13 protein-coding genes are annotated in these 13,695 nt (G+C 44.4%); all 13 read left to right on the top strand.

Annotation, left to right across the window (positions count from 1 at the left end; genetic code table 11):
- The first annotated feature begins 99 nt into the window (after positions 1-99).
- The 13 genes from VPNCDNU1_RS00955 (at position 100) to VPNCDNU1_RS00895 (ending at position 13,693) form a co-directional block, all read left to right on the top strand.
- Entirely contained in the window at positions 100-1,518 is a 1,419-nt protein-coding gene (locus VPNCDNU1_RS00955; RefSeq protein ID WP_104398619.1) for a PKD domain-containing protein, read from the top strand.
- 58 nt (positions 1,519-1,576) lie between these two features.
- A complete protein-coding gene (locus VPNCDNU1_RS00950; RefSeq protein WP_104398618.1) occupies positions 1,577-2,920 on the top strand; it encodes a PKD domain-containing protein in 1,344 nt (447 codons plus the stop codon).
- Positions 2,921-3,120: 200 nt separating this feature from the next.
- Entirely contained in the window at positions 3,121-3,855 is a 735-nt protein-coding gene (locus tag VPNCDNU1_RS00945; protein ID WP_104398617.1) for a Slam-dependent surface lipoprotein, read from the top strand.
- Positions 3,856-3,928: 73 nt separating this feature from the next.
- Positions 3,929-5,395, top strand: a complete 1,467-nt coding sequence (locus VPNCDNU1_RS00940; RefSeq protein ID WP_145959424.1) for a surface lipoprotein assembly modifier — start codon at positions 3,929-3,931, stop codon at positions 5,393-5,395.
- A 165-nt stretch (positions 5,396-5,560) separates the two neighbouring features.
- Positions 5,561-6,421: a tonB-system energizer ExbB gene (gene exbB / locus VPNCDNU1_RS00935; RefSeq protein WP_104398615.1), complete on the top strand. Its 861-nt coding sequence runs from the start codon at positions 5,561-5,563 to the stop codon at positions 6,419-6,421.
- A 3-nt stretch (positions 6,422-6,424) separates the two neighbouring features.
- Positions 6,425-6,856, top strand: coding sequence for a biopolymer transporter ExbD (locus VPNCDNU1_RS00930; RefSeq protein ID WP_104398614.1), 432 nt, complete (start codon positions 6,425-6,427; stop codon positions 6,854-6,856).
- On the top strand, positions 6,853-7,740 hold the full coding sequence (locus VPNCDNU1_RS00925) for an energy transducer TonB (RefSeq protein WP_104398613.1): 888 nt from the start codon (positions 6,853-6,855) through the stop codon (positions 7,738-7,740). The genes VPNCDNU1_RS00930 and VPNCDNU1_RS00925 overlap by 4 nt, the downstream gene beginning before the upstream one ends.
- 250 nt (positions 7,741-7,990) lie before the next feature.
- Positions 7,991-8,425, top strand: a complete 435-nt coding sequence (gene mioC, locus VPNCDNU1_RS00920; protein WP_104398612.1) for an FMN-binding protein MioC — start codon at positions 7,991-7,993, stop codon at positions 8,423-8,425.
- Positions 8,426-8,897: 472 nt separating this feature from the next.
- Positions 8,898-10,790, top strand: coding sequence for a tRNA uridine-5-carboxymethylaminomethyl(34) synthesis enzyme MnmG (mnmG, locus tag VPNCDNU1_RS00915; RefSeq protein ID WP_104398611.1), 1,893 nt, complete (start codon positions 8,898-8,900; stop codon positions 10,788-10,790).
- Positions 10,790-11,422 (top strand): 16S rRNA (guanine(527)-N(7))-methyltransferase RsmG, encoded by a 633-nt coding sequence (gene rsmG, locus VPNCDNU1_RS00910; protein ID WP_104398610.1) that lies wholly within the window; start codon positions 10,790-10,792, stop codon positions 11,420-11,422. The genes mnmG and rsmG overlap by 1 nt, the downstream gene beginning before the upstream one ends.
- Positions 11,423-11,436: 14 nt before the next feature.
- A complete protein-coding gene (locus VPNCDNU1_RS00905) occupies positions 11,437-12,210 on the top strand; it encodes a ParA family protein (protein ID WP_104398609.1) in 774 nt (257 codons plus the stop codon).
- A gap of 22 nt (positions 12,211-12,232) precedes the next feature.
- Entirely contained in the window at positions 12,233-13,114 is an 882-nt protein-coding gene (locus VPNCDNU1_RS00900) for a ParB/RepB/Spo0J family partition protein (protein ID WP_104398608.1), read from the top strand.
- Positions 13,115-13,303: 189 nt separating this feature from the next.
- Positions 13,304-13,693 carry a F0F1 ATP synthase subunit I gene (locus VPNCDNU1_RS00895; protein ID WP_104398607.1) on the top strand — a complete coding sequence of 130 codons (390 nt, stop codon included), beginning with the start codon at positions 13,304-13,306 and terminating at the stop codon, positions 13,691-13,693.
- Positions 13,694-13,695: the final 2 nt, after the last annotated feature.

Below are 13,695 nucleotides of genomic sequence, written 5' to 3'. Positions count from 1 at the left end.
TTACGCAGTAACTCGGTGTAAGGGGTGAGACATTAATTCCAACTTGTTAGCAGATACCCACATAACGTCTGCACCAAGAAAAATACTCAGGACGAAACAATGAATTCAAAAATTAAATGGACACTTCTGTCATTGACGATTCCAGCCCTAATAGCCTGCGGTGGTTCAGGGTCATCGGATTCACCAAAAGATAACACCAAGCCTTCAGTTATAGAGCCAAAACCAACGCTATTTGCCGTTACAAACCAAGGTGAGAATGCGAAGGTAAATTCCAGAGTTCGTCTTGATGGCTCTAGCAGTTACAGCTTTGAGGGTCGTGTACTGACTTATAACTGGGTTATCTCGACTAAACCAGATGGCAGCAACGCGGCACTGAGTAAAGCCGATGCGATTTCTCCAACGTTCGATCCTGACGTTGCAGGGACATACATTGTTGACTTAACAGTGAGCAATGGTTCAAAGACCAGTAAAGCGACCTCGGTAACGTTTAACGTATCTACCGATGCGGTGAATACCGCTCCAAACGTCTTCCCTGTTACAAATGTCAATGCGGTTACCGACACCGCCATCAACCTAAGTGCAAATGCGAAGGATGCCGATGCGCGAGACCAACTCTCCTACGCTTGGTCGGTTTTAAAACAACCTGAAGGCGCTACACCAACTTTAACGAACGAAACAAGCGAGAGTACGGCTTTCACGGGTAACGTTATTGGTGAATACCAAGTTCAAGTTGCAGTATCTGACGGCACTGACACTGTCAGTAAAACCATTACTGTAAATGTTAATGATGGCAACGTTGCCCCTATTGCTAAGGCATTTGCTTTTACAACACCAGTAGAGAATACCTCCGAGCCCGTTAATAGATCCAACGCGGCAACATTTGAGTTAGGGGGTGAGGCAACACTCGACGCCTCTCAGAGCTACGATGCCAATACTACAGACATACATACTTATCAGTGGTCTGTTGTATCCAAACCAAGTGATAGTAAAACAGCACTTAGCGACAACACTGCAGAAAAACCCACCTTTACTCCGGATGTAATCGGTGAATATACCTTCTCACTTACTGTTAACGATGGAGAAGAGAACAGTGAAAAAGCCTTTGTGCGTGTTTCGGCAACTGAAACTGACTCTAGCCAAATCAAATTGTTTGATAAAGATGGAAATGAGCTAACCTGGCCACAAAAGCCAACCGATATGATTACGAAATCTCTTAATGGAACTACCCCTGATTTTGTTGAGGTCAGTTCGTATCGACTCGAAGCGATTAACGCGGACTTCAAAATTATTGAATCAAGTACTATGGAGTTAGACGCTCAAGATCCATCAGCGATAGCTTTCACACCAAGAATTGAAGGGCTGGAAACAGGAACAGTGGTTCGAGCAGGCGATGTTATAGAAGTCAGCTTGCAAGCAAAACCAACAAATGGCGCGATGAAAATGCTTGTTTTCAGTTTTGCATTCAGTCTAAACCCTGAAATCCTAGTATCAACAGGTCATACATTTATCACAAACTAAACTCAAAGAGGTGCGGAATCCGCACCTTTTCCTTTAGTTCGATTATGGAATAAAAAGAATGAAAAACATCTACCTAGGCTTTGTTTCTACTCTGGCTATTTTGATGACCGGATGCAACGGTGGAGAGGCAGAGTCGATAGACAGTGCCAGTGGCAACCGTACACCCATAGCTATTGCTGGAATAAATCAACAAGTGAAGGTAGGTGATTTAGTCACATTGGATGGATCAAATAGCGTAGACCGAGACAATGACGCACTGTCTTTTCAATGGACGCTGGTAGAAAAACCGGAAAACAGCACCGCTTACTTAAATTCATCTAATTCAACCAGACCCGATTTCAATGCTGATCTCGCAGGCACTTATTTAATCGACCTCGTGGTTAATGACGGCAAAGCAAACAGTCGTACTAATCAGGTAAAAGTTGTTGCTGTTACCGTCGGTGAAAACTCAGCGCCTACTTTGAGCCTTACTCAAGGAAAACGTAATAATTTACGGTACTACTTACATATCGATAGTGGTGCAAACGATATTGATGATGATGAGCTGTATTTTTCTTGGGAAATAATAGAGAAGCCACAACACAGTAATCCCATACTTACAGACAATGGAAGTACTTCTTCATTAAAAACAGATGTAGAAGGCGACTACACGGTAAAAGTGACCGCCTCCGATGGAGTAGAAGTTATTTCTTCTACATCAACTTTCTATTTTTTCTATGAAAACGTAGCACCTCTTGCCTACTTTGAACCTCCTTTCTACACATACGTCGGTCATCAAGTCCAAATAGACGGATCGGCCAGCAGCGATGGGAACGGTGAACAATTAACCTACCAATGGACGCTATTATCTAAACCGGAAGGAAGCCAAGCGGCTTTTGATGACACGACAGCCGTAAAACCCTCATTTGTAGCAGATCTAGCAGGAACATATAGATACTCTTTAACGGTTAACGATGGTCAACTCGACAGCGATCCACCCTATTCTGAATACTCCATCGCCCTCACCCCTTCCGATCCACAACTTCGCATTTATGAGCACCCTCATTCAATGCCAGAAAATATGCCTTACAAAAATACATTTACGGTAGATAAACGTGGTAGCCAAGGTTCTCTCCATGTCCTTGGGCGCTATACCCTGACGGCGGTTGGTGCCGATGTAAGCATCCAAGACATTCACACCCAAGACAACAATGGTGTTATTACCCCATACTTTAAGGGGCTAGAGGAAACAAAATTGGTCACCCTAGCTAAAGGAGAAAGTCTATCTTTTGAATTGATTGCACCTTCGACCAATGGTCAGCAAGCCGACCTTAAGTTTGAGTTTCACTGGGGAATCAAAGGACCGGGGAAATTCACGAAAGCTGAGCTCTTCAGAGCCCGATACCATTTCACCAGCGACTAAAAGCTACTCGCCTAACCACTATTTACTCCTACTGAAGCCAGCTAATAAGCTGGCTTATTTATTTTTTAGCCCACGAGATTACGGGTTTTGCTTTTTCATCCGGTAGGAATAGTAAGACAACACAGGAGATCTGTCGTGCGCACCAGAGGCTCTTTGGTTGTTTTCTTAGTACTAATTCAAACCATATAAAGGAAGAGAAAATGAAACCAGTTCAACTTTCATGGATTGCAGCGGCAATGCTTGGTCTTAGCTCAATGGCACACGCAGGTTTTGATGGCGCAAGCAGCGACAATACAGTTCGCCAGGTTGGTGTATCTGAAGTTTATGTCCCATTTTTCCACCAAAAAGGTAAAGCAGGTATTGGTAAAGCTGGCGGTAAGCGTGTCGATTTCCAAAGCCTAGCAAATCGCGCTTCAGGTATTTTTGGTACGACGCGTAATGGTATCCATACGTCAGGTAACTATCACTTGAGTAACACACACTACAACTTTGCTAAAGCCGCGAATCAAGATGTATGGTTCGGTGAGTGGTATGAAGGCGATCAAGATTCTGGCTTTAACAACCGCGTCGTTTACTACGTCGGTGATGATACAGGCACAACGGTTCCAACGACTGGTGTAGCGACGTACTCAGTAGCCGGTATCAACAAGTTCTCTGGTTCTAACAAGTTGAATGGTACGTTTACAGCGAACTTTGGTACTCAAACGCTTACTGGCAACATAGCAAACTCCACACTGTCTGTCGGCGTAAACGCATCAATTAATGCTTCTACTGCAGCATTTACTGGTTCTGCTACCGCTTCAGTAAATGGCGGTGCAGCGACAAATGGTACGTCTCAAGGTCATTTCTTTGGTGCAAACGCATCTGCTCTTGCAGGTATTGCGACCTTCACTAACAAAGACCTAGACACAGCATTTGGTGGCAGCAAAAACTAATTGTTGAACCTCCCTCATACAGAAGCAGCCTACGTTGCTTCTGTTTTTCTTTCTTTACCATTTGGTTATTCCTTTGCTTAAATCCCTTTTTGCTCTTTCACCTTTAGCGCTCACGTTTCTATTTAGCGCGCATACGTTAGCCGATCAAGACAAAAACCAGCGTCTTCAACAACGAGATGCCCTTTCAGCGCTGGAAAAAGAACAGGAACTTTTGAAAGAAGAACGGGAAAGAGAGCAATCGTTAACCGTGGATGGCGTCACCTATGAGGTGAGCGACACATTAGATGAACTCGGCCCTGCCCTGCATATCGCGGTGAAAACAAGACAATGGGAACAGGCACAAGGTTTTCTGACCCGCTACAAAGCGTTGGAAGGATATGATCCCTTACTGGCGCACTATGCTCAGGGCGCACTTTTTAGAGTGAAAGGAAAGCTTACAGAATCAGAAGCGGAATATCAGTCCCTTCTTGCCCTCACTCCGAAATTCATGCCAGCCAAGCTGGAACTGGCACGAGTACAGTTTGAAAATCAAAAAAACCGAGACTCCCTAGATCTGTTTAGAGAAATCAAACACAGCATTCCACAAGACAATCCAAGAGCATCGGGGGTTATCCGAACCATTGATACGTTCAGTGAAGCACTCGAAGTTCGTGACAGCTGGCAAGGGGCTTTTAGCTTTGGTCCTTCATACAATGATAATCTGAATAGCTCATCCGAAAGTTCGGTCTGCCTAGCGACACTGCCTAATGGGCAATGTTGGATAAGCCAAACAACGCCAGATAAAGAATCCGGCTTTGGAATGGATTACGACGCCAGCCTGAACAAACGATTCTCACTGTCGGGCCACCATGGAGTAAAGTTCAATACGTTAGCGTATGGGTTGCTGAATGATGGTAAGAAAAAATACAACCAACATACCCTTATTACGGGTCTTAACTACAGCTATCAAAGTGCCAAAGTTCAATTTTCTATTGGTCCGCAAGCTGAATACAACAACTCTGGCGATCGCACGCTTTACATCGCTCCAGGGTTGAAGATGGATGGCTTTTATAGCATCAATAATAAAAGCGCGGCGAAGGTTGAACTGAAAGCCGAGTATCAAGATTACAAAGATCCAGATCTTGACCATAACAGCGACTGGCTGTGGACAGCTTCTGGAACTTATTGGTATCAGCTACCCGAAAGATGGCTGGTTTTCGGGGGCATCGACTGGAACAAAAAACAAAGTGAAATAGAACTCTTTGCCTATCAGTCCCTAGGTGGACGGCTGGGTGTAAACCGTACATTCTTTGATGGCTGGAACATCAGCCTGTTTTCGTCGGTTAAAAAACGAAAGCACGACGGATTCAACAAAATTCTCAACGGAAAAAGAGAAGATAAAGAGCAAAACCACACATTACTGATCAGTGCGAAGCCGCTGGAGTTTTGGGGGCTAACCCCCACATTTACCTGGCAATACCAAAAAGTCGACAGCACACTGGATGCGATATACAGCTACAGCCAAAACGAATATAGCATCAAACTGGAAAAAAGATTTTAGTGTAAAATAATCATAAGAAGCTGATTATTAACAATAAAAAATTAATTTAAAATTTTCTCCCGTTTTTTGTTACGGATTTTCCTCTCTCATTCGGTATTCATATAAGGAATTAAGAAAAGACACTCGACAAAAAGCGCGCAAGAACGCCCAACTAAGAGCAATCGAATGAGTAAATCACTTTATCTGAGCATGATCATTACCCTGTTTCTGTTCATGTCTCCCCTCGCCTTTGCTGAAAAAGCGCCGGATCAAGATCTGGCAACCCCCTTGGTTTCAGAGACTCAGCTAACCCCACCGACGAATCCACTCAATGCGCACGATCTCTCCCCTATGGGTATGTATCATGCAGCAGATTGGGTCGTAAAAGCGGTGATGATAAGTTTAGTGATCGCCTCGGTATTAACTTGGGGTGTATTGTTTGCAAAGCAGTGGCAACTCTCATTGGCATCCAAAAAAGCCCATCGCCAACTTCATGCGCTAACCCAGTCCGATAACCTACTTGAGGCAGAAACTTTGTGTGAAGACTTACAAGGTCCGGCTCAATTGTTACTTTCTGCGACCCAGCATGAGCTGAAATTATCAGCACAAGGATCGGCCAGCGAAGACGGCATAAAAGAACGTGTTCAACTTCGCTTAGAGCGCGTCGGAGTATCAATGAGTTCGCACATGACCACAGGCACAGGAATTCTCGCCACGGTTGGCTCTGTCGGTCCCTTTGTTGGATTGTTTGGAACCGTTTGGGGGATAATGAATGCCTTCATTGGTATTGCTAAATCGCAAAGTACCACGCTAGCGGTGGTTGCACCTGGTATTGCAGAAGCGTTAATGGCAACAGCGATCGGTTTAGTTGCCGCCATACCCGCGGTCATATTTTACAATCACTTCACGCGGCAGATAGGACGCTATAAGAATCAATTAGCAGACCTTTCCGTCGCCATCATGATCTTAGTCAGCCGCGATCTTGACCGACGAACAATACAAACCGCACAACTCGATACCAAAGCACCGCTCAAAGAGGCGGTGTAAGTCATGGCATTTAAAACCAGTCAATCTAACGAGGACATGGCAGAAAACCACGAAATAAATGTCACGCCTTTTGTTGATGTGATGTTGGTACTTCTCATCATTGTGATGGTTGCCGCGCCGCTTGCCACCGTTAATGTCCCTGTTGACTTACCCACTTCATCAGCCAGCCCTACCCCAATGAAGGACGATCCTGTCTATCTGACGATTCAAAAAGATTTAACGATCGTGATCGGTGAGAGTAATACCGTGGATTTAGCTAGCCTAACAGCGGCTTTAAAGACAAATCTGCCTGAAAACGAGCAGAGGATTTACCTAAGAGCAGATAAAGCGCTGGTGTATCAAGATCTTCTAAGGGTAATGAATAAACTGGCAGCGGCAGGCTATACGCAAATTGCTTTAGTGGGGCTAGAGCAACCGAAACGGGACGACCCGTGAACCTACTAGCTGGCGACAAAACGACAAAAAGCCACAGTTCTTCTTGGTTAGTATGTGGCGTGATAGCAAGTATCGCACTTCATCTTGGTGCCGCTACAGCTTATTTATGGACACCGAGTTTTGACTTCACTCCGCCGCCGGCTGCATCCCCCATTTCAGTCTCTCTGGTCGCGCCCCTCGCAGCCCCTGCAGAACAAAATAATGATGCGCAGCAAGCCAATGCCCATCAACCCGAGCAAATTTTAAAATCGACAACGAATCAGCGCAATCCCAACCCCATCACACCGAAGCCACCTTTAATTGCAGAAAAAGCACCTGTTCCTTCGGATTTGCCTGAATACAAAGAAACCAAGAATCCCAAGAAAGTACCAGAAACACAAAAACCTGCACTACCTGACAAGACAGTGCCTTTAGAACCAGTACCACTAAAAGCTGAGCAACCAAAACCGGAGCCTGAAAAAGAGAAAGAAGAAGAAAGTGAGAAACCACAGACTTCGTCTCCATCACAAATGGCATCAACACCTAGCATAGAAGCACCAATAAAAGCAGCAATTGCTTCCTCCCCAAAACAAGGAAAAACCAGCCAGCATGAGAAAGCAGCAAAGCTTCAGTGGCAACAGTTACTTCATGCTCACTTAGAAAGAGAAAAGCGATACCCAAGGAAAGCCAAGCGTTTACGCAAACAAGGTATGCCAGTGATCCGATTCACAATGGATCGAGAAGGAAACGTGCTGGATGTCATCTTAATAAGAAGCTCGGGGACCCAATCACTGGATCAAGAGGCTATCGATCTTGTGTTTCGAGCCCAACCGCTGGTCAAGCCTCCCAGCTCGGTTTCAGGTCTTAAGCTATCCCTAACGGTTCCGATCAATTTTTCTTTCTAATAGGATCCTAGAGTCAACGCGATCCATACACATATAATGAACAAAATAATAAATACGTTATAACGCTTGTGGATCCTAGGTTTAAAGGGCCTAGGCACCGCTCAATTTAGTTTAACCACACATTCTATCATCTGTTTATCCACAATCGAATCCGATACCATACCTCTGTTTATTAGCAGAAATTACACGTTAGCTTATTTCAAATAACCAATAGGGGGCGAAAAATGCCTCACAAGAAAAGGATGCGTCTATGATCCACATTATGACCGGCAGTACTCTCGGTGGAGCTGAATATGTTGGTGACCACCTTAGTGATCTACTTAGAGAAAAAGGTCACCAAACGACCATTTATAATGAACCTAAACTCGAAGAGATCCCCGCTAACGGGACTTGGCTTCTTATTACGTCAACTCACGGTGCCGGTGAATACCCAGATAACATTCAACCGTTCATTGAAGCTCTTCAAAATACCCCCCCTAAGATGGCAGAGGTAAAGTTCGCGGTAATAGCGATTGGAGACTCTAGCTACGATACTTTCTGTGCAGCAGGGAAACATGCTTATGCACTTCTTGAAGACATTGGTGGCACTCCGATAACTGATTGCCTAACGATCAACATTCTGGAAACCCCTGTCCCTGAAGATGCAGCCGAAGAATGGCTACAAGAACACATATCTAAATTCTAATAAAAAGGCGGGAATCCCGCCTTTTTTTCACCTTCTCCATAAAAATTTACGTCCTGTGAATAACATTTTGACCTTTTACGTGTTTCAAGTGATGCTTTTTCAACCAAATCATCTGTGGATAAATGATGATCTATCCCGTTATTAACCTATAGTTATCCCAAGAATAAGATCGTACCATTTCACCCCTTGTGTATAAGTACGCATTTTGATCCCAGCTAATCCTCGATCAGATCAAAGGTAGATCACAAGAAACGATCGTATAAAAAAGTATGATCTTGTTGATCATTTTTGACTTACCCACAAGATCGGGCTTCCTTAATAGTAGATCTAATAAAAGATCTATATAAAGATCTTATATATATTAAAGCCTCTGGTTCGATCCAAAATCGTTTCTCTCCTTGCCCTAAAGAGGGTAGAATATCGCTCCTTTTTACTAAGCTCTCTAAACTCATTGGATACCTGAGGTCGGTTCATGCTTTATCACGAAACTTTTGACGTCATTGTTGTTGGTGGCGGACATGCAGGAACGGAAGCCGCACTCGCATCAGCTCGTACGGGTCAACGCACCCTGTTACTCACTCACAACATTGATACCCTAGGACAAATGTCTTGCAACCCCGCTATTGGTGGAATCGGTAAGGGACATTTGGTCAAAGAAGTGGATGCTTTGGGTGGATTAATGGCACAAGCCATTGATCATGCAGGTATTCAATTCCGTACCTTAAACGCGTCAAAAGGCCCAGCAGTTCGAGCGACTCGAGCGCAAGCGGATCGTGCTTTGTATAAAGCCTTTGTTCGTCACGCACTTGAAAATCAACCCAACCTAACGCTTTTTCAACAATCGGTGGATGACATTATTGTTGAGAACGATCGAGTCACGGGTGTAGTGACTCAAATGGGGCTGAAATTCAAAGCTGACGCAGTTGTACTGACCGTCGGTACGTTTTTAGGGGGTAAGATACATATTGGTATGGAAAACTTCTCTGGAGGTCGTGCAGGCGATCCTCCTTCGATAGCATTGGCTGATCGTTTGAGAGAAATGCCTTTCCGTGTCGATCGCTTAAAAACAGGTACTCCTCCTCGCATTGATGCTCGCACAGTCGACTTTAGTGAACTTGATGTTCAGCATGGTGATGATCCGACACCGATATTTTCATTCATGGGTAATCGAACCCAGCATCCAACACAGATTCCGTGTTTTATCACTCACACCAATGAGAAAACTCATGACGTGATCCGACAGAACCTTGATCGTAGCCCAATGTATGCTGGTGTGATTGAAGGGATCGGTCCTCGATACTGTCCGTCGATCGAAGATAAAGTGATGCGTTTTGTCGATAAAAATAGCCATCAGATCTTTATCGAGCCAGAAGGTCTAACCACACATGAGTTGTACCCTAACGGGATCTCTACAAGTCTGCCATTTGATGTTCAGGTCGAGATTGTGCATTCAATGAAAGGGTTTGAAAACGCGCATATTGTTCGCCCTGGTTATGCCATTGAGTACGATTTCTTCGACCCTAGAGACTTAAAGCCGAACTACGAAACTAAGTTTATTAATGGCTTGTTCTTTGCTGGACAAATTAACGGTACTACGGGCTATGAGGAAGCTGCGGCTCAAGGGTTAATGGCTGGGTTGAATGCTAGCTTACAAACCCAAGGAAAAGAGGGCTGGAACCCTCGTCGTGATCAGGCGTATGTTGGCGTGTTGATCGACGATCTTTCTACCATGGGCACCAAAGAACCTTACCGCATGTTTACGTCTCGAGCTGAATATCGACTGTTACTGCGTGAAGACAATGCCGATCTTCGATTAACAGAAAAAGGTCGTGAGTTAGGGTTGGTTTGCGATGCTCGTTGGGCGCGTTTTAACGAGAAAGTGGATAACATGGAACGTGAGCGTCAACGCTTAAAAGACACGTGGATGAATCCTAAGTCTGAGGGAGTTGAAGACCTGAATGCGCTACTAAAAACGCCTATGTCGCGTGAAGCCAGTGGTGAAGATTTACTTCGCCGTCCCGAATTGAATTACGAGCAATTAACGCAACTGGATGCTTTTTCTCCTGCGTTAGAAGATTCGCAAGCAGCAGAACAAGTTGAAATTCAGGTCAAGTACGAAGGCTATATTCAGCGTCAGAAAGACGAAATTGAAAAGTCATTGCGCCATGAAAATACAGAGATCCCTTCTGATTTTGATTACTCCAGTGTGAAAGGTCTCTCTAACGAAGTGGTAGCAAAACTGTCTGATGCTAAACCGTTGACCATTGGGATCGCGTCTCGCATTTCAGGGATCACCCCAGCGGCTATTTCGATCTTATTGGTCTACCTAAAGAAAAATGGTCAATTGAAGAAAGGAGCAGCCTAGTGGAAGCGTTAAGAGTCAAACTGGACGCGTTATTGGAAGAAACGTCGTTGGACGTTTCAGATACGCAGAAAGCACAGTTGATTGGCTATGTCACACTGCTCGACAAATGGAATAAAGCGTATAATTTAACGTCCGTTCGAGATCCACTAGAAATGATCGTGAAACACATTATGGATAGTATCGTCGTCAGTACCCATCTTGAAGGTAAGCGTTTTATCGATGTTGGTACTGGACCGGGTTTACCGGGCATTCCATTGGCTATCATGAATCCTGAAAAATCTTTTACTCTGCTTGATAGCCTAGGTAAGCGTATTAGGTTTATAAAACAAGTTCTTCATGAGCTAAAAATCGAAAATGTCACTCCTGTACAAAGTCGAGTGGAAGAATTCCAGCCTGAAATTGGCTTCGATGGAGTACTAAGTCGTGCGTTTGCTTCGGTTTTAGACATGGTAGAGTGGTGTCAACATTTACCAAAACCAGAATCCGGCGTATTTTTAGCACTGAAAGGGGTAAAACCTGAATCAGAGCTTGCTCAGCTTCCGGACTGGTGTTCTGTGATCGACATCAAAGCTTTGAACGTTCCAGAGCTTGAAGGTGAGCGACATCTTGTAATCTTATCGCGCAAGGGATAATAGCGAGGTCATCCGTGGGAAGAATCATTTCAATTGCCAACCAGAAAGGTGGTGTGGGCAAAACCACAACGTGTGTCAATTTGGCTGCATCTATGGCAGCGACAAAACGAAAAGTACTGGTAATTGATCTTGATCCACAAGGCAATGCGACCATGGCAAGCGGTGTAGACAAATACTCCGTTGATGCCTCTGCGTATGATTTGTTGGTCGAAGATACGCATTTTGACGATGTGGTTGTTAGCAAAACGACCGGTGGTTTTGATCTCATTGCCGCGAATGGTGATGTCACCGCCGCTGAAATTAAACTGATGGAAGTTTTTGCTCGTGAAATGCGTTTAAAGAATGCATTGGCTACGGTCTGTGACAACTATGATTTCATCTTTATTGATTGCCCACCTTCATTAAACCTCCTTACAATCAATGCGATGGCGGCTTCTGATTCTGTCTTAGTGCCGATGCAATGCGAATATTTCGCTTTGGAAGGTTTGACAGCATTGATGGATACCATTAGTAAGCTGGCGGCTGTCGTTAACGAAGATTTGAAAATCGAAGGTTTGCTCCGAACGATGTATGACCCACGCAATCGTTTGTCAAATGAAGTATCGGATCAATTGAAAAAGCATTTTGGTGACAAGGTGTATCGAACCGTCATCCCTAGAAATGTTCGATTGGCAGAAGCCCCAAGCCATGGTAAACCTGCAATGTATTACGACAAATACTCCGCTGGAGCCAAAGCTTACCTTGCTTTGGCGGGTGAGATGCTTCGTCGTGAAGAAATGCCTGCATAATCCAATTTAGAAGGAAAGCGTCATGTCCAAACGCGGCTTAGGAAAAGGCCTCGATGCGTTGCTTGCGACCAGCTCTATGGCGAGAGAAAAGCAACAGACAATCAACCATAGTCAGTCTTTGTCCTCTGAAGGGGAACTGAAAGACTTGTCAGTGGCACAATTGCAGGCAGGCGTGTATCAGCCACGTAAAGAGATGGAACCCGAAGCTCTGAGCGAACTGGCTGCATCTATCCAATCTCAAGGCATCATCCAACCTATCGTTGTTAGACAAGTGGGTGAGCAACAATACGAAATTATCGCCGGTGAACGTCGCTGGCGAGCAGCCAGACAAGCCGGTCTAAAACAAGTACCTTGCTTAGTGAAAAAGGTGCAAGATCGCGCAGCTGTCGCCATGGCGCTGATTGAAAACATTCAACGCGAAGATTTGAATGCGATTGAAGAAGCTCAAGCTCTAGAGCGATTACAAGACGAATTTGAACTCACGCACCAGCAAGTTGCAGAGGTTATCGGAAAATCTCGCACCACCGTTTCTAACCTATTAAGGCTGAACCAATTAAATGGGGATGTGAAACGACTTGTCCAAACAGGGAAGCTAGAAATGGGGCATGCACGTGCTCTGCTTGCTGTTGAGCAAGACGACCAATTTGATATCGCTGAAACGGTTATTGCGAAGAAACTCAATGTTCGCCAAACCGAGCAGTTAGTGAAAAAACACCTTTCACCACAAGTTGACACCAAAAAAGCCAAAAATGACCCTGAAGCGCAAGCTTTATCTGAAAGATTGAGTGAAAAATGGGGCTCTCAAGTGTCAATTGTTCGATCTTCGAATGGCAAGGCAAAACTGACAATCAGTGTTGATGAACCTCACAAATTAGAGCAACTCGTTGCAATATTGGAAGGTTAAGTGAGATAATTGATTTAGGTCAATTATAAAAAATGTTTTTTTTGAGCGAAAGTTGTCGGTTTGTAAACAAAAATGTAAGTTTTTGCTGCGTTTTAATTGCATTAAAAGCGACTCACCGTATAATTTTCGGCAATTTCTCTTCGCTCGCGGTTTAGGTGTGATGCGAGTGTTTATTAGAGGTACGAATACATGATAGCGGCGTTAGCTAGACCAGGACGAGAGCTTGCAAAGCAATTGTTAATGATCCAGGTTGGCGCGGTTATGTTTGTGGCAGCAGGAACGACAATTGCTGTAGATGTTGAATGGGGAATATCAGCGCTGATAGGTGGTAGCATCTTTGTTGTTGCCAATGCCGTTTTCGCAATATGTGCATTCTTGTTTGTTGGAGCGCGAGCAGCTAAATACGTCGCCGCTTCCTTCTACACGGGTGAAGCACTGAAAATTCTCATTACAGTAGTGTTGTTTTCCGTTGCCTACATGTATATACAGGTGGAACTTGTTCCCCTGAAACTAACCTATTTGCTGGTTTTAGGGATAAATATCTTTGCTCCAGCGCTATTCATTAACAACAAAAAATAGGA

Source organism: Vibrio penaeicida (assembly GCF_002933855.1).
In the GTDB taxonomy this organism is placed as follows: domain Bacteria; phylum Pseudomonadota; class Gammaproteobacteria; order Enterobacterales; family Vibrionaceae; genus Vibrio; species Vibrio penaeicida_A.
Note: the sequence above shows the minus strand (reverse complement) of the source record. Positions and strands in the feature narration are given on the sequence as shown.